The sequence below is a fragment of the Flavobacterium pallidum genome (genome assembly GCF_003097535.1).
Classification (GTDB): domain Bacteria; phylum Bacteroidota; class Bacteroidia; order Flavobacteriales; family Flavobacteriaceae; genus Flavobacterium; species Flavobacterium pallidum.
This window is the reverse complement of sequence record NZ_CP029187.1, coordinates 3,464,935-3,482,821: the sequence shown is the minus strand read 5'-3', so window position 1 is coordinate 3,482,821 and position 17,887 is coordinate 3,464,935. Positions and strand designations below refer to the sequence as shown.

16 protein-coding genes are annotated in these 17,887 nt (G+C 42.9%); 5 read left to right on the top strand and 11 right to left on the bottom strand.

The genetic code is table 11. The annotated features are described in order from the left end of the window. Positions 1-15: 15 nt before the first annotated feature. Positions 16-357, bottom strand: coding sequence for a hypothetical protein (locus tag HYN49_RS14815; protein ID WP_108904840.1), 342 nt, complete (start codon positions 355-357; stop codon positions 16-18). Between the two features lie 61 nt (positions 358-418). Further along, positions 419-703 carry a GNAT family N-acetyltransferase gene (locus HYN49_RS14810; protein ID WP_108904839.1) on the bottom strand — a complete coding sequence of 95 codons (285 nt, stop codon included), beginning with the start codon at positions 701-703 and terminating at the stop codon, positions 419-421. A 228-nt stretch (positions 704-931) separates the two neighbouring features. Here HYN49_RS14810 and HYN49_RS14805 point away from each other — a divergent pair, with 228 nt between their 5' ends. From HYN49_RS14805 to HYN49_RS14795, 3 genes are read left to right on the top strand one after another with little or no spacing between them, the layout of a single operon-like run. Then, the gene (locus HYN49_RS14805) at positions 932-1,588 is read left to right on the top strand and encodes a lipase family protein (RefSeq protein ID WP_108904838.1); all 657 of its coding nucleotides are present in this window, start codon (positions 932-934) and stop codon (positions 1,586-1,588) included. 45 nt (positions 1,589-1,633) lie between these two features. Then, complete coding sequence (locus HYN49_RS14800; protein WP_108905103.1) at positions 1,634-2,527, top strand: lytic transglycosylase domain-containing protein; 894 nt, start codon at positions 1,634-1,636, stop codon at positions 2,525-2,527. 3 nt (positions 2,528-2,530) lie between these two features. After that, positions 2,531-2,905 (top strand): sulfite exporter TauE/SafE family protein, encoded by a 375-nt coding sequence (locus tag HYN49_RS14795; protein ID WP_317045848.1) that lies wholly within the window; start codon positions 2,531-2,533, stop codon positions 2,903-2,905. Between the two features lies 1 nt (position 2,906). On the opposite strand, the gene HYN49_RS14790 is transcribed toward HYN49_RS14795, so the two are convergent. Together HYN49_RS14790 and HYN49_RS14785 are read right to left on the bottom strand one after the other, a co-directional pair. Further along, a complete protein-coding gene (locus HYN49_RS14790; RefSeq protein WP_219928753.1) occupies positions 2,907-3,587 on the bottom strand; it encodes a TlpA family protein disulfide reductase in 681 nt (226 codons plus the stop codon). Positions 3,588-3,750: 163 nt separating this feature from the next. Continuing rightward, positions 3,751-4,266: a hypothetical protein gene (locus HYN49_RS14785; RefSeq protein ID WP_108904836.1), complete on the bottom strand. Its 516-nt coding sequence runs from the start codon at positions 4,264-4,266 to the stop codon at positions 3,751-3,753. A 153-nt stretch (positions 4,267-4,419) separates the two neighbouring features. On the opposite strand from HYN49_RS14785, the gene rpmH reads away from it, so the two are divergent. Both rpmH and carB read left to right on the top strand, forming a co-directional pair. Beyond that, complete coding sequence (gene rpmH / locus HYN49_RS14780; RefSeq protein ID WP_007136275.1) at positions 4,420-4,581, top strand: 50S ribosomal protein L34; 162 nt, start codon at positions 4,420-4,422, stop codon at positions 4,579-4,581. A gap of 196 nt (positions 4,582-4,777) precedes the next feature. Next, positions 4,778-7,630 (top strand): carbamoyl-phosphate synthase large subunit, encoded by a 2,853-nt coding sequence (gene carB, locus HYN49_RS14775; protein WP_108904835.1) that lies wholly within the window; start codon positions 4,778-4,780, stop codon positions 7,628-7,630. Positions 7,631-7,658: 28 nt separating this feature from the next. Here the strand turns inward: carB and HYN49_RS14770 are convergent, their stop codons facing one another. From HYN49_RS14770 to HYN49_RS14740, 7 genes are all read right to left on the bottom strand, one after another. Further along, entirely contained in the window at positions 7,659-7,901 is a 243-nt protein-coding gene (locus tag HYN49_RS14770) for a hypothetical protein (protein WP_108904834.1), read from the bottom strand. A 29-nt stretch (positions 7,902-7,930) separates the two neighbouring features. After that, positions 7,931-8,341 (bottom strand): hypothetical protein, encoded by a 411-nt coding sequence (locus HYN49_RS14765; protein ID WP_108904833.1) that lies wholly within the window; start codon positions 8,339-8,341, stop codon positions 7,931-7,933. A gap of 50 nt (positions 8,342-8,391) precedes the next feature. Further along, positions 8,392-9,357: an alpha/beta hydrolase family protein gene (locus HYN49_RS14760; RefSeq protein ID WP_146185126.1), complete on the bottom strand. Its 966-nt coding sequence runs from the start codon at positions 9,355-9,357 to the stop codon at positions 8,392-8,394. Between the two features lie 160 nt (positions 9,358-9,517). Next, positions 9,518-11,590: a GAF domain-containing sensor histidine kinase gene (locus tag HYN49_RS14755; protein ID WP_108904831.1), complete on the bottom strand. Its 2,073-nt coding sequence runs from the start codon at positions 11,588-11,590 to the stop codon at positions 9,518-9,520. 258 nt (positions 11,591-11,848) lie between these two features. Then, entirely contained in the window at positions 11,849-14,977 is a 3,129-nt protein-coding gene (locus HYN49_RS14750; RefSeq protein ID WP_181368973.1) for a DUF7619 domain-containing protein, read from the bottom strand. Between the two features lie 41 nt (positions 14,978-15,018). Beyond that, positions 15,019-15,780: a LytR/AlgR family response regulator transcription factor gene (locus HYN49_RS14745; RefSeq protein ID WP_108904829.1), complete on the bottom strand. Its 762-nt coding sequence runs from the start codon at positions 15,778-15,780 to the stop codon at positions 15,019-15,021. 1 nt (position 15,781) lies between these two features. Then, the gene (locus HYN49_RS14740; RefSeq protein WP_108904828.1) at positions 15,782-17,701 is read right to left on the bottom strand and encodes a tetratricopeptide repeat-containing sensor histidine kinase; all 1,920 of its coding nucleotides are present in this window, start codon (positions 17,699-17,701) and stop codon (positions 15,782-15,784) included. Positions 17,702-17,887 lie beyond the last annotated feature (186 nt).

Here is a 17,887-nt window from a genome sequence, read left to right as displayed (position 1 = left end):
AATCCTTTATTCATTCTAATACTTATAATGAAACCTGATCTTCGTTATCCGGAAAACATCGGTTCCATATTGCTCAATAAATTCAAATGAATTCCTACCTGGCTGTTTAAAGTCGATGATGATATTGGCCGAAATCTCATAATACATTTTTTCTCCTTCCATCATCAAACGCGCGCCATTGTTGCGGTATGCGGAACGGATTAAGGTAAATTCTGAAAGGTTCCAGGTAGTGTTTTCTGCTTCAAGATTCCCGTTATCAGTGTATAACCCTTCCGTAATTTCGGTCTTACAGCCGTAATATTTGCTGATGTTTTCGAAAAACTCAATAATCTTATTCCGGTTTTCTTCAGGAATCATGCCTTTGATTTGGATGTGAATGTATAAAAAAAGCCGTTATTATCGCAACGGCCTTTTCTGATTAAATTTTGATTCCCGGCGGAAGCAATTCTTTATAAACTGGATTTTTACGGAAGAATGCAGCGATTTTGGGCAGAATGGGAACCACCCTGAATTTGCGTTCTGCGGCATTTTCCAAAATAGATTTAAGGAAATTATTGATGAATTCCTCGTTATCGTAATTTTCCGGCGCAATAATTTTCGTCAGGAAAATTTTCTTTTCCTGGAATGAATATTCTACTGAAATCAGCTTGCCGTCATCGGAAGCTTCGAATTGCCTTAAAAAAGTATTGTCCTTGATTTCCATAGTTTTTGGGTTTGATTGCGGATAATTCGACCAATATGTTTCTATTGTCGACCGGTTATACATTAAATCTCGCTTCCTTCCTCTGATTTCCGGGGAATTGCGTCGCATCATAAATTATTGGTAAAATATATTTGAAAGAAAGGAGTTTAAGATTAAAAACAATTAATTTTATGCAAATTTCGTGAGAAATTACCGAAGTTGCTGTTAGCATAGCGTTAAAACAACAGAATGGACAAAATACCGGTATACTTTATGCCCGGACTGGCAGCCAGCCCGACGATTTTTGAAAGGATTTCATTGCCCGAAGAGGCGTTCGAAATGATTCTACTGGAATGGGAAATTCCGCTTGAGAATGAAAGCCTAAGCCATTATGCCGAAAGGATTTCTGAAAAAATTACACATAAAAGCCCGGTTTTGGTCGGTGTTTCTTTCGGAGGCATTTTGGTACAGGAAATGTCAAAGTTCGTCAATGCCCGGAAAGTCATCATCATTTCCAGCGTAAAATGCAATACTGAATTCCCACGCCGTTTTAAAATTGCCAAAGTGACCAAAGCATACAAATTGATCCCAATGGATTTATTGGTCAATGTGGAGAAACTGGCTAAATTTTCGTTTGGAAGCAAGGTGAACCAACGACTGAAATTGTACGAAAAATTCCTGTCGGTGCGGGATAAGAGATACCTGGAATGGGCGGTTGAGAATGTTATTTTATGGGAACGCTGTGATCCTGATGATAATGTCATCCACATCCATGGCGATGCCGACGACGTTTTTCCAATAAAATACGTTTCAAATCCGATAATTGTCAAAGGTGGTACGCACATCATGATCCTGAACAAATATAAATGGCTGAATGAAAATCTGCCAAAAATCATAAAAGCATAGCATCACAAAACAGTTTTTTGTAGGTTTACAAACAAGAATATGATTATGAAAACACTTCACAAATTAGCATTGGTTTTTTCGTTGGTAATCATCAGCGGAATATTTGTTTACGGTATTTCAAAGGAGGAAGGCGATGTGTCGGCGCGAAAGGGTACAGCGCAGTATTTTCCTGAAAGTGTAGATTTTGCGGGTGAAAAGACTCCTTTGCAAATTTCCGATGTCAAAGAGCGTTTCGAGCGGGAACTTTTAGTGAATGCCAATCTTGATGCCACAACTTTGCTTATTATCAAAAGGGCAAACAGGGCTTTTCCCGTCATTGAGCCGATCCTGAAACAATATAATGTCCCTGATGATTTCAAATACCTTGCGGTAATCGAAAGCGGGTTGGTCAACGCGGTTTCGCCTGCGGGAGCGCGCGGTGTATGGCAGTTTATGCCGCAAACGGCAAAAGAACGCGGGATGGAAGTCAACGATATTGTGGACGAGCGTTATCATTTGGAAAAATCGACTGAGGCCGCGTGTAAATATTTAATTGATGCGAAGAATAAATTCGGATCTTGGACGCTTGCTGCGGCTTCTTATAATGGAGGTGTGAGCGGCGTGAACAAACAGATCGAAATCCAGAAAGTGAAGGATTATTACGATTTATTACTGAATGATGAAACATCGCGTTATGTTTTCAGGATATTGGCCCTGAAGGAGATTATGAAAAGTCCGCAATTGTACGGTTTCAACATCGCACAACAGGATTTGTATGCCAGCATCCCTACACGGAAAATTGAAGTGGATAGTACCATTAATGATTTGGCTTCATTCGCATTGGGGCAAGGAATCAATTACAAAATCCTTAAAATCCACAATCCGTGGCTGCGTGACAGGAAACTGCTGAACACGGCAAAGAAAAAATACATCATCGAAATCCCGACAACCGGTTATTAAAACATGAAGAACATGACTACAGGAGTTTTTTTGGTACTGATATGCATCGGGCTCATAGCCGGGATGCTCAGCGGTTTGATTGGAATAGGCGGCGGAATCATTATCGTTCCGATGTTGCTCATGGTTGGGCTTACACAACAAACAGCTCAGGGCACCAGCCTTGCCGTAATGCTTCCTCCAATTGCTTTCCTGGCGGTTTTGAATTATCATAAAGCGGGGAATATCGAATGGAAATATGCTATCATCATTTCGCTTTGCTTTATTGTCGGAAGTTATTTCGGGAGTAAGATTGCCATCAACATTGACCAAAAAACACTAAAGCGCATTTTTGGTGTGGTACTATTGATTGTTGCCGGGAAAATGCTTTTTGGGAAATAAATCAGTGCGTTGCCAGGATCTCTTTTTTGATGTCTGATTTTACGAGCAGGCTGCTCAACGCTTCATTGTAAATGTCGAAGTTTTGCTTTATGGCTTCTTTCAAAGGTGTTTTTTTAGGGGTGTGGGCCATAGTGCCTTTTTTAATCGAAATAACTTTAAGATTCTCGTCTAAATAATAAGAAGTCAGGAACCCGATGGCATATTTTAAAGTGGCTACCATGGCTTCATCTTTTTTGTAATTTTCATTGGCATAACATACTTCGATGTAACCGTTGAATTGCGAAGCGAGGCTTTTGGCTGCCTGTTTTTTGTCCCAAAATACGACTACGATCTGTAAATCTTTATAGTATTTACGTGCAAGTTTATTCAATGCCGGGATTTCACCTTTATTGATGACGCACCATGAGGCGTAAGTTTGTATCATTAAGGGTTTTTTGATGGCACTGAGTTTCAATTTCCCACCACTGAATTTCTTTAGTGTATAATCTTCAAACTTCGTGCCTGCCAGTTGGTTGGACACCAGGGTGTCAAACAGGAATTGCCCCTGCTCTATGTCGCCCGATTCATAGGCTTTGCTACTTAGTGTATTGTATTTCTTGATATTCTGCTTTACGGCGACACTGAATGTTTTCTCTTCCCGTTGTTGCCCGAAGGCAAAACCGGAAAAGATGATTAATGTCATAAAAAGCAAAGTATTTTTCATTTCAATAGTTAAAAATTTTGAGTATATTTCAAAATTATAAAAAAATATACAATAACAATATAATTGTATGAAAAATATGCTTTTTATCTCATAAAAAAAGCCGCTCATCTTGAACGGCTTCATTTTATTGAGATTTAGGAAGTTAGATTTTCTTCAACTGCTCCTTCATCATTTTAATCTGGTCTTTCAGCAGACCTTGTTTGTCTAGTTTTTTGGCTTCGTTCATCAGGTTTGTCGCTTCAAGTTTCCTTCTGCGGCTCATAGCTACGCCGGCAAGGTTCAGTTTTGCGATGGCTAAATCAGTATCCATGGATAATCCCAGCTCAATGGCTTTCTTGAAGTGCTTCTCGGCCTGCATCAGGTTGGTTTGCGACAACATCAAACCATGAAGGTATTCATAGTAACCTTGTTGTTTCCTGACCAATGCCGCCTGCGGGTCCTTGATTTTGGAAAGCCATTTCTGAGCCCCCGGAAAATCCTGTTTTCTCAGCTTCAGGAATGCCAGTATGATGAACTCGTTTTTAAAATAAAACAATATGAAAATCAGTGATAAAAGGATCAGGAAAATCCCATTCCCGATTTCGCCTTCCGTAAATTGCCAAACTCCGGTCCCTATAATGGCCGCAGCAAGGATTAATTTTATATTTTTGTTGTACATCTGAGTGTTTTTTAACGGCAGCAAAGATAGTAAAATGAATTAAAAATATTTTTTCAAAAGCACTTGCCAGAAAAAAAAGAGTTTGTATATTTGCACTCGGTTTCAGAATAACCTGTTTAAAGAGAGAATAACAAAGTTTAAAGATATCACACAATGAGCAAAAGAACGTTTCAACCATCGAAAAGAAAAAGAAGAAATAAGCACGGATTTATGGACAGAATGGCTTCTGCAAATGGAAGAAAGGTGCTTGCTCGTCGTAGGGCCAAAGGACGTCATAAACTGACTGTTTCCTGTGAACCAAGACACAAAAAATAATGTTTGACAAAAACATCATCAAGGCGTTACTTTATTTAGTATCGCCTTTTTTTATATCTTGTCGGGAGGAATTAGACAATGTGTCAATGAGATAATTAGAAAATTAAAAATCTCAGTTTTAAGTTGCTTACACATTATCTCATTATCTCATTTTCAAGTTTATCTCAATAAACAACAACAACTAACTACTATATAAATGCCAAAAGACAACTCCATTAAATCCGTCCTTATTATAGGTTCCGGTCCCATCGTAATCGGGCAGGCCTGCGAATTCGATTATGCCGGTTCCCAATCCGCGCGTTCCATCCGTGAAGAAGGCATCGAAGTGATCCTGATCAACTCGAATCCTGCGACGATCATGACCGATCCTTCGATGGCTGACCATGTATACCTGAAGCCGCTTACGACAAAATCCATCATTGAAATCCTGAAGGAACATCCGCAGATCGATGCCGTATTGCCAACCATGGGCGGACAAACTGCATTGAACCTGTGCCTGGAAGCCGATGAAAAAGGCATCTGGGAAGATTTCGGGGTGAAATTAATCGGGGTAGATATCAATGCAATCAACATCACCGAAGATCGGGAGCAGTTTAAACAATTACTTGAAAAAATAGGTGTTCCTGCTGCACCTGCAAAAACCGCAACCTCATTCCTGAAAGGAAAAGAAATCGCACAGGAATTTGGGTTTCCAATCGTAATCCGTCCGTCATTCACATTGGGCGGGACCGGTGCTGCTTTCGTGCATAAAAAAGAAGATTTCGATGATTTGCTCACACGCGGACTAGAAGCCTCACCAATCCATGAAGTTTTAATCGACAAGGCTTTATTGGGATGGAAAGAATATGAACTGGAACTTTTAAGGGATAAAAATGATAATGTCGTCATCATCTGTTCCATCGAAAATATGGATCCGATGGGCATCCATACCGGGGACTCAATAACTGTTGCCCCGGCGATGACGCTGTCAGACACGACTTTCCAGAAAATGCGTGATATGGCGATCTTAATGATGCGCTCCATCGGGAATTTTGCCGGTGGCTGTAACGTGCAATTCGCTGTTTCGCCGGATGAAAAAGAAGATATTGTGGCGATTGAAATCAACCCGCGGGTATCAAGATCATCTGCGTTGGCTTCAAAAGCGACAGGGTATCCTATTGCGAAAATCGCTTCGAAACTGGCATTGGGATATCATCTGGATGAATTGCAAAACCAGATTACAAAATCGACTTCAGCTTTATTCGAGCCAACTTTGGATTACGTTATCGTAAAAATCCCACGCTGGAACTTCGATAAATTTGAAGGTGCCGACAGGACTCTTGGGCTTCAGATGAAATCAGTAGGGGAGGTGATGGGTATCGGAAGATCTTTCCAGGAAGCATTGCATAAAGCGACACAATCCCTTGAAATCAAACGAAATGGTATTGGCGCAGATGGTAAAGGATATAAGAATTATGAACAGATTATCGAGAAACTGACTTTCGCGAGTTGGGATCGTGTGTTTGTCATTTACGATGCGATCGCGATGGGTATTCCATTAAGCCGCATCCATGAAATCACTAAAATCGATATGTGGTTCCTCAAGCAATACGAAGAACTGCATATGCTTGAAAGGGAGATTTCGACCTATAAAATAGACACCCTTCCGAAAGAATTATTATTGGAAGCCAAACAAAAAGGCTATGGCGATCGTCAGATTGCGCATATGATGGGCTGTCTCGAAAGCCAGGTTTACAAACTGCGTGAAGAAATGAAAGTCAACCGTGTCTACAAACTGGTTGACACCTGTGCGGCGGAATTTAAAGCGAAAACCCCTTATTATTATTCTACTTTCGAAGCAGAAATCGAAACTGCCGATGGACAGCGATATGTTTCCAACGAAAGCATCGTTTCCGATAAAAAGAAAGTAGTTGTGTTAGGGTCGGGGCCAAACCGCATCGGACAAGGGATTGAATTTGACTACTCCTGTGTGCATGGCGTGCTGGCTGCAAAGGAATGCGGTTATGAAACCATCATGATTAATTGCAATCCTGAGACCGTTTCCACAGATTTCGATACCGCGGATAAATTGTATTTTGAGCCGGTATTCTGGGAACATATTTACGACATCATCCGTCATGAAAAACCCGAAGGCGTTATCGTACAGCTTGGTGGACAGACGGCTTTGAAACTCGCTGAAAAATTGTCGAAATATGGCATTAAGATCCTTGGAACGTCATTTGATGCTTTGGATTTGGCTGAAGACCGCGGAAGATTCTCGGAATTATTAACCGAATTAAAGATTCCGTTTCCACAGTTTGGTGTGGCGGAAAATGCGGACCAGGCTTCGGCATTGGCTGATGTGCTTGACTTCCCATTGCTCGTCCGCCCTTCGTATGTTTTGGGCGGACAAGGGATGAAGATTGTCATCAACAAGCAGGAACTCGAAGAGCATGTCATTGACCTGCTGAAGAACATCCCAGGAAATAAATTATTGTTAGACCATTATCTCGACGGTGCCATTGAAGCAGAGGCGGATGCCATTTGCGACGGCGAAAACGTCTACATTATAGGCATCATGGAGCATATCGAACCTTGCGGTATCCATTCCGGGGATTCGAATGCGACACTGCCGCCGTTTAATCTTGGCGAGTTTGTGATGCAGCAGATCAAGGACCATACGAAAAAAATCGCTTTGGCACTAAGAACTGTCGGGTTGATAAACATACAGTTTGCCATCAAGGACGATACGGTTTATATTATTGAAGCGAATCCAAGGGCTTCGAGAACGGTACCTTTTATCGCAAAAGCATATGGTGAACCTTATGTAAATTATGCCACCAAAGTCATGCTGGGTGAGAATAAAGTCACCGATTTTACCTTCAATCCGCAATTGAAAGGGTATGCGATTAAGCAACCGGTATTCTCCTTCAGTAAATTCCACAATGTGAATAAGGCACTTGGCCCGGAAATGAAATCGACCGGGGAAAGTATTTTGTTCATTGACGATTTGAAGGACGATCAGTTTTATGAATTATATTCGAGGCGGAAAATGTATTTATCAAGATAGGATGCGGACAGGTCTATACCTGTCCGTATTACATATTCCTTCGCCTTATTGCTTTAATCTTGCTTGTCTTTATGATCCTGGTTTCACCAGTCGTAGTTTCTACAGTGAGTGATTCCATTGCCCGGGCACTCGCCATTTCCCCTCCGGTAATGTAGCAGTCGATGCTTTCAACCGGCGGGTATCTTCTAGCACCTAAATCGATCGTGACGGGCACATTCAGCATCCTGTAAAGATCCTGTAAAGTGCTTATTCTTGGGTATTCGAATTCCATTTTGACATCGTTTTTATTTTGAAAATATCCTATCGTTCCAATGCAATCGAACAGCCTTTGGAGTTCGACAGTATTGCAGATGTTTTTCCTTTACTCTCAGTAAAGTTTACTTTAAATTCACCATTAAAACTTTTTAGCACATCATTTTTGCCTTTGTAATCAAACTTAACCTGCCTGCCGCCCTGAAATGTAAATGGGAAAACCGCAATCGTATCGCCGGTGGCAATCACGGTAGCGATATGATCCTTGACGAACGTGATTTTTGTTGTCGTGGCAAAGACTTTGGTCTGGTTCTTATATACATTACCGTCGACCCATTCCATACACGAAACGGATAGTATTTCCCATTCGCCCATAAATTTCTTACCCGGATTGGCAGCGGTAGTGCTGTAGTTGGCGGTGTTGTAAATCAGCAACAGGAAAAGAAATATTGGTTTCATAGTTGATTTTCTGTAGGTTAAATATAAACTTTTTTCAATTAGCCACAGCTCTATCCTTTGAGCCATAGCCGCCAGTCTTCCGCTACCTTGTCCCAGTTGTAGGTATCGTAATCCACTTTGCCTTGTGCATCCACCGGAAAATAATTGTGCTCCGCTCCAATGTATGCCTTAAATTCAAAATTGTGCTTTCCTTCGCGAACCATTTCCACCCGCAGGTAATCGTTAAAGGGTGTGCTCCAGTCTTTGGTTCCGTATGATACCAATACCGGAATGTCAAGCTTTTCAAGATAACGGATCGGGGGTATCGAGAATTCATAAGTCGTCTTGTAGCTGTCGCCGCCGGCACCATCAGTATTATTTTTTCCATCTACGACTGATTGCCATAGCACCATGTCATCTTCGCCACTTTGCTCCCCTACAGCGTTGCTTTCTGTCTTCCTGCTTTGGGCCATCATCGACATGATCCTGCCCATCGGGTTGCCGCCGGAATAAATCAGGTGCGTGATTTTGCCGTAGGCGCTGGCCATTTTTGCGGCAATGGTACTCCCTTCAGAATGCCCTGCTACAACCACCCTGCCTTTGCCTGCCCAAGGTTGCCTGCCCAGGAATTTCAATACTCGGATGTTGCGTTTTACGTAATAATCAAGGGTGTTGTTCAGGGTGTATTTTTCTGGAGTGTTGCCATTCGCATCCATATAAGTGAAATCCCTTCCGAGTTCTTTCACATTACACACCAGGGGAATTCCGGGTTTTCCGATGATGACAAGGTGGTACTCCTCCAGCAGTTTTTCTACAGCAAACGGGAATATATCATAAGCGCCTTTATCATCCACCTTGATCAGCGGCTGCGGCAGGCTGCCCTGGCAGAAGAGCAATATGGGCTTACTGATTTGTTCCTCGCCAGTTTTCGATTTGATAAGTATGTTGACGGTATCGTGCCGGAACCCCATCTGCATCAGCCGGTATCCGTAATGAGTCACATCATTAGACTGTGCAAAGGAAGTTGTGGCGATCAACAGCAATAGTATCGTTAATATTCTTGCCAGATGTGTTGTATATGTTTTGATGGTGTAGGATTTTTGGGGTATATGATTGCTCGCCGAATGGAGGCTACATATATCATTTTATTCAGGTAAATATATTAAATGATTTACTGAAACTGCCACTGCCAACTATTTACTTCTGTTTCAACGGAAGGTAAATCGTAAACACTGCGCCTGTTCCTTTTTCACCTGAGGCATCAATAAAACCCTGGTGTTCCTTGACGGCTTTCTCTACAATGCTTAGCCCGATTCCGGTACCCGATATCTTTTCCTGTGCCGGCAGACGCTGGAATAAATAGAAAATCTTGTCCTTATATTCATTGTCAAACCCGATGCCATTGTCTGCAAAAGTAATCTGTACATATTCCATTTCAGGCTTTAAAGGGAATGTGGATTCGAAATCATGTCCTTTGGCCACCCTGCAACTGATTTTAATCACGGGATTTCGGATCGAAAATTTCAGCGAATTTGAAACCAGGTTTGCAAAAAGCTGCCGCATCTGAAACGGTACTGCACTGATGACAGGTAAGTGATCACTTTCGATGACCGCTTTTTTATCTGCAATCAGCAATTCATAATCGTTTCGTACCTGCTCCAGCGTCTTATTCAGGTCGACACGCTTGAAGGTTTCTTTACTGCCCAGGCGGGAATAAGCCAGCAGGTCATCAATCAGGTTGCGCATACGGCCCGAAGCATTCTGGATGCCTTCCAGGAATACTCCCCTGCGCAAATCATCCTGACCCGTTTCGCTGAGGCGGCTCGCAAAGATCTGTATCTTACGCAAAGGTTCCTGTAAATCGTGGCTTGCAATATGGTTAAAGGACTCCAGTTGGTTGATAATGAGCTGCAGGTGCTTGTTTGTGTCGCGTAGATCATTTTCGTTTTTGCGTATCGTAGCAGTGCGTTCCGCAACCTGGGTTTCGAGTAGGGTGTTAAAATCATTAAGTTCTTTTTCTGCATTCTTTCGCGCTGTGATGTCGCTGAATACAGCTACAACATAAGCACTTTCCGGTCCGCCTACACGGGAATGCCTGACATTATACCATCGCCCCAAATCCACCTGATAGTATTCGTTCCGCTGCGGAATTCCGGTATCGGCAACCTGCCGGATGATCTTTAACACGCTCTCACTCATATTGGGCAGCAGTCCGGTAACCTTTTTTCCAATGACATCTTTCAATCCCGTATGCAATTCAAATGCAGGATTCGTCTCCCTGTAAATGATATCGGTAATTTTTCCTGAAGCATCACGTTCGAGTTCTACCAGCGCAAAGCCATCATCAATGGTCTCAAATAAGGTCCTGTATTTCTGTTCAGATTCACTGAGGATTGCTGCCGTTTTTGCCCATTCTACCGCGGCCCAGGTGCGTTCCGCGGTTTCTTCGACGAGTTTTATTTCATTTTCAGTCCATTTCCTTGGTTCTGATTGATGGACGCTCAGCACAGCATGCGCTTTTCCGCTTTTCACCAAAGGCACGCCTATGGCAGCGCGGATCCCAATGCCATCAAAGGCGGCTTTCACGGTCGGTAAAATCGGCGAGTCAGAATACAGGTCGTGGATGACGACGTTCTTTCCGGTGTTAAATATCCCCATTAGTTCACTGCCGAAATCGTCGATGCTGAGCTGGCCTTCAATGGGTGGAAGGCCATCGGCATAACCCGGCCCAATCACAAGGGTATCGTCATCCTGCAATTCACCATAAAAAGCACGGTTAACACCTAAGTATTCCCCCAGCACCTGCATGGCTATTTGCTGTAGCGCCACAGGATTTTGTATATAACGGGTGGCATCGTTAAGCTTTACGAAATAGGCTGTACGCTCGTCGGCCAGTTTGCGTTCCGTAATATCAGTGAAGATGCCGGTAATCTGTTTGCTGCCTTCCTCTCCGATACGCGAAACAAATACGGCATACCAACACCCCGTTTCAACCGCCTTGTATTCAAGCCGTGCGGGTGCTCCGGTATTTAATACGTTTTGATAAATATCAAACCAAAAAGACTGTAAACGCCCATCGAAATCACTGACTTTTTTGCCTGTTACGGCTGTTCCTGCAATGCGGTCAAAGGCTGGGTTGGATTCCAAATAAAGTAAATCCGCGGGTTTTCCCGTTTCGTTGTGGATCATTTCCAAAACGCAGAACCCTTGGTCCATGGAGTTGAACAGCGTATGGAAAATATCGGTGGTTAAAATAGTTTTTTCAGCCATTTTATAAGTCTTCAAACTGATGGGTTAGTTTGGATCGGTGTTTTGATATTTTGGGCAATTTACGTTTTTTTTACAATCAAATATTTACGCATTACTATGTGCAATTTTATAATATTTACATGGCAGATGCAAGTGTGCAATCCGTCTGCGGGTCATCTAAAGATTTTCGGTATTGGGCCTTTCACGAATTTTGGCAATATGGCAAAAAAAAAGCGGTTAGGATCTAATTCCTAACCGCTTTAAAGACTTTTTCAGTAATTATTCCTTCACCATTTTTATCACTTTCACGCCTTTATCCGTAGTGGTCTTTACAAAATAAATGCCACTTGCCCTTGCCGAGATGTCAATTGTGGCACTGTCATCATTTTGTTTCAGGATTTCCAGGATCCTTCCCTGTATATCATATAAACTGACGGATGTAATGCTGTTGTCACATTGTATTGTCACAAAATTTTTCGATGGGTTAGGGTAGAGCACAATGCTGTCATCTTTCAAAGGATTGCCTGAGGAAAGCGTCGCAAAAACCGTTCTTGCGTCATTAGTTTCAATCGGGAAATTGTAATCGAAGAAAATATCGGCTTTTGTAATGACATCATCACCGTTTACTAATGTTGGCTGTGTCCTGATCTTGAAAAGGATGTTGCCATGACCACCTACAGGTGGATCACCAGCTGCAGCGGCAAGGTCGATGCCTTCAAAGAAAAACTCGGCGGTATTCCCTTTGATGACAGGTCGTACGGGATGTGAGGTGTTCAGCAACTGGATGGAATTGATGTCGTATTTAGTATCATCGATCACCACTTTTACGACAACCTGCTCCGCAGCATACGTCCCGGTATTTTCAAAATTGATGACATAATGGAGGTATTTCCCGATATCTTGTGGTGATAGGTTTTCACCTTCCATGCAGGTGATGTCGTTTGGGTCAAACGAATTCACTACGCTTTGATTGTACATAAACTGGTTGTCTGCAGCATTGATGTCATTTACAATCGGGTTTATTGTTGCAGTAAAAGGCAAAATATCATCCTGATTAACCGGTGGCACCTGTGTTGGCGAGTTGACGTTCAGCAGTACATACACGCTGCGGTTTTCAAACGGAAGCAGGTTGCTGTAAGTCCAGTTCAGCATGCCGGCGCTTTGAGAAGTCACCGCCGTTGTGGCCACGACAAAATCCATTAACGTGTCGTCGTAAGTGAAATTGAAACTGCCGTTCAGCGTCTGGTTGCCTTTATTTTTAATTACGACTTGGTAAAGTGCCGTAAAACCCGGCCTTGCCGGCGTAATCGGAGCGATAACAATTTCAGCATCATTTTGATTGCCATTCGGGCTGATGCAAAAGTTAAACGTGCCGGTATTGTTATTGTTATCTGCGAAAGCGATCGTTGGCGCTGAAGTAGAAATATTAAATATCGAAGGATTTTCAATGCCTAAGCCTATATCAAAATTTCCGGCTCCGGTGAAGAATTGATAAAGCCCGGCCGTGTCAGTAAACGTAGCACCTTGTTCTGTTCCGTCAGTGATGTTGATTTTCATATTTGGCTGTACGACATCAGTTTCATCACAACCATCGTTACCGGAATCAAAACGCACGATACCACTGATAGTATTGAAATCGCCGCCCGGAGTCATCGAGCAATAAGAATTACAGACCGCTGTAAGTCCGTATGCTGCTAATTGACTCTGTAAATCAGTTACATACGCTTCATCCTGGCATATAAAATGCAATGTTTCATTATTCGGTTCGAAGTTGAAAAATTCATTCGCACCATTTTTTGCCCAAATGGTTTCGAGCTGCGTACACCCGTATACATTCACAATGGAAATGTTAGCCTGCTCTGAAATATCGAGGTTTTGGATGGAAGTTTCACTCAAATTCAGGTTTGTGATTTGTGACTGGCCGCTGAGGTCTATCTGTGTAAGCGGCGTAACGCTGATGTTGACGAATCCCAAAGCAGGATTTGCCGTAAGGTCTACTGAAGAAATGTTGACGTTACTCAGATTCAGATAAGTAAGGCCCTGTACGCCTGTCAGGTCTAAAGTGGAAATCGGAGCAGGATTGGCAGACGTGCCACCGATTGCAAGGATGTTCAAGCCTGTACATCCCTGAACATTTACAGACTGGATCAGCGGACTTTGGACGCTTAACTGCGTCAATGCCGTACATCCCTGCGCATTGATTGAAGATATTCCTGTAATTCCCGCCGGAATCGAAAGCGTTTGCATCGAACTGCAACCGGAAATGTCCAGCGTCAACAGCGGGTTGTTATCGAACTGGCATACCACGAGGTTTGTCATGCCCGAAAAGTCCAAGTGTGTCAACTCGTTGTCGTACACTGTGCATTGCGAGAGGTTTGCATCCTGATGAAAATCTACTTCGAAAAGGTCATTGTCGTTTGCAAAGAGGTATTGCAAAGCGACAGCATCGGTTAAATCCAGCGATGCAATATGATTTGAAGTGCATACGAGCGTCACCAACGCGCTACATCCATCAAGAAGCAAGGTTTGGAGGTTGTTATTCTGCACCTGCAGATCATTCAGGCTGCTGCAACCGGACACATCCAGATAATTTAAAGAGGTGCCCACCAAAGCAAAGGTCGTAAGGTGGCTGCAGTTGCTTAAGTTCAGCGTGATGAGGTTAAAATCATTGGTCAGGTTCAGGAAACTGGAGTCCAAAGCACTGCATCCGGCAGCATTGACGTTAGTAAGTGCCGGATTATTGCTGAGGTCCATCGCCGCTAAGTTTGTTAACCCCGACACATCAACGGCTGTAAGCAGGTTATTGTTGGCACTAAGACCGTGAAGGCTGCTGCAGCCTGATAGATTCAGTGAAGTAAGCTGATTGTAATAACACGAGAAGTTAACGAGATTTGATAGTCCGCTGACATCCAAACCTGATAAAAGGTTGTTGTTCGCGGCAAGCGAAACGATGCCATTACAGCCTGATACATTTAACGCGGTCAGCGAAGCGTTCAGGTTACAATCCAATTGCGTGAGGCCCGTCATTCCGCTAACATTTACCGTTGTAAGCAGCGCGTTGGATTTGATCTGAAATTTCGGGAGGTTAGGCATTGCCAATCCAAACGACGCAATCCCTGTGTCATAAATGGTCATCTCCTCAAGGTTTGTAAAAGCCTCGAGTCCCTGTACATTAATAATCTGTGGTCCGTTAATCCACAACCTGACAATATCCGAGGCTTCTGAGACCTGGATTTCGCCATCGTTGTTAATGTCAATCTTAGCACTGATAAGCGAAGAGTTAACAGCGATATTATTCGAAAAATCAGCGCTCAGCAAGTAGGCCTTGAACGCCGGATCCGGAATATTAACGATTTGGGCCTTTGCCATTCCTGAAAACAGCAACAATAAGAATAGGATTTTTTTCATAACTGATGATTTTGGGTGTATTGGTTTCATAACAATTTTTTTTAAAGGGAACGGATCAGTTCCTGTAGTTTTTCTTTTTTACTCTGGGCAATCGGGATGTTCGTGTTGTCCGACATGATCACATAACCGCCATCGTTCTTGATATAGGATTTCAGGTACGACAGGTTGATGAGGTGTGATTGATGGATGCGCTCAAAACCGTGCTCAGTCAGCAATTCCTCATATTCCTTCAAGGTGCGCGAAATCAGGATCGGTTTGTGGTTCTTAATGTAAAACTGGGTGTAATTAATCTTGGCTTCACACCTGATGATATCCGAAACTTCAAACAAATGGATGCCGTCACTCGTAGAAAGTGCAATCCGCTTGAAATTGTCTACCTTTTTCCGGATGTTTTCCAGCAACAGGTCGATATGCTCAAACGAGTTGGTTTTGCCCACAGCATCCTTAATCTTCAAAATCGTACGCTGCAATTCCTCAGGATCGACGGGCTTCAAGATGAAATCCAGTGCACTGAATTTAAAGGCCTTCACGGCATATTTCTCGTGTGCGGTGATAAAAATAATGTGTGCGTTTATTTTGCCGTAAGCTTTTGCGATATTCTCCAATATATCAAAACCGGTGCCGTCATTGAGGTGAATGTCCAGGAATATCACCTGCGGGCGCCATTTTTCAATCGCAAGGATGCCGGTTTTTACGCTTTCGGCTTCACCAACAATGCTGATGTCGTTCGTGTAGCGGTCAAGCAAAGCCTTCAGCCCGGCCCGTAAATGTTTGTCGTCGTCTATTAATAATGCTGTAATCATGTTATAAAATGTATTGGATGGGAAGCTTTAAGGTTACTTTGGTGCCGGTTTTATTGTCTGAATAGATGTCTTCAATATCGATCTGCGCTGCCTTCAACGTTGTGGATTCCATGATTTCGAGTCGCTTGCGCGTAATTTCGAGCGCCATCGACTTGTGTGCCGTCATCGAATTTTCCTTCAGCTGCCTCGATTCGGTAATCCCGATGCCATTGTCTTCGATCGTGCAGCGGAGTTGCCCGTGCTGGACATCAAAGATCACTTTAATCAGGCCTTTGTGATCCATCGGGACAACACCGTGCAAAATCGCATTTTCTACAAAAGGCTGGATCAGCAAAGGCGGCAGTGCCATATTGAATTCCACTTTTTCGGTCGATTCAATACTGAAGTCAAATTTATCATGGAACCGCAATTGTTCGAGTTCGAGGTAATTCTGCAAGCTTTCAATTTCTTTATCAATCGGGATTAAGGAACCTTTGGAGTATTCCAAAGTGAGGCGCATCAGCTTTGAAAACTTCGACAGGTATTTCAGTGCCGAGTCGGTTCCATTCTGCACAATAAAACTCGAAATCGAACTCAGGCAGTTGAATACAAAATGCGGATTCATCTGTAAATGCAGTGCTTTCTGTTCATATTCGGCTACTTCTTTCTGTAATGTAAGGCTCTTTTTTACCTGGCGGCGGTTGTTCAGGACCAAAATTAATCCAATCAGCAAAAGTCCTCCCAATATCGAAAAAAGCGTCAGTTGGATCTGCCTTTTGTTTTGTTCCTTCAGCAGTGCTTCTTTGCGTTTGTATTCAAAATTCATTTCGGCCAAAGCCAGTTTTTTCTCATTTCCCTGATTGATGATGCTGTCACGGGCGGCAATATAATTCTTATAGTGCTTCAACGATTCGGTCGGATTGTTTAAAAAACCATACAGGTCGCTCACCAGCTTTTCCGAATGGTAAGTCTGGTCCAACACGCCGATTTCTTTAGCGTAAGCCAGCGATTTATCGGCAAATGCCATGGCTTCGCGATACTTTTTTTGCGCGGTGTACAAAAGCCCGAGGTTGTATAGTGCTAATGATGCCCCGAATTTATTCTGCATTCCTTCATATAAAACCAATGCTTTATTGTAGTAGGCTTCAGCCTGGATGTTATCGTTTGTTTTGTTATAATAATCCCCGAGGTAATTGTTCAGTAATGCTAAACCGCGATGGTTATCATAGCCGTTAAAAGCTTTTTCAGCTTTTTGATAATAAGTGAAAGCATTTCCCGGCTGTCCGGATTCGAAATAAATTACGCCGATATTTGTAAGGGTTACCGCTGCTGATGGGTCATTGTCTTGCTGCTGCAACTGCAGGGCCTTTTTGAAATACGCTAGCGCTTTTTTATAATTCAATTGCGATTTGTAAACGATACCGATGTTGTTGTATGCTTTGGAAATATTGGTTTTGTTACCGATTTTCAGGTAAAAAGGCAGCGCCCTGCGGTAATTTTCAAGTGCTAGGTAATAATTGCTTTGTTCCGAATAAATGATGCCCATACTGGCATAGGCCCTCGCCAGCCCATTCATGAAGTCCTTGTTTGCCGGGTTTTCTTCCACCAGTGGCGCAAATGCTGCAGCTGCCTTTCTGAATTCCTTCAGCGCATTATCATAATCGCCGGAAATGATATTTGCGTTTCCGGTGTTGATGTGGGCGTTGGCCAGTCCGGGCATGAAATTGATTTTTGAAGCCAAAACCGCGGCTTTCGCAGCATAAAATGCCGTGGAGTCCGGATTGGTTTCTTTAAACCGGTCTGCGATCTGATTGTAAATGTTAACCCGGGTGGTATCAGCCTTTGCAACAGTAATGGCTGCCTTCAGGCTGTCGGTTTCCCTGTTTTGGCCGATGCAGCATGCCGCGACGAGTATGGTGATGGAAGTGAGTAAGCTTTTCAAAACAATTGGTATTTTGGTTATCCTGGACAAATATAGCTGATGTATTTTATCAAAAGCGGCACGATTATTATTCAACAGGTTCGGGTTATTATTCCCTGCCTGCGATTTTTTTCGAATGTGCGGGCAGGCAAAATCAGTAATGCACCTGGTTCATCATAAATTACTATATTAGCCATAATTTTAATC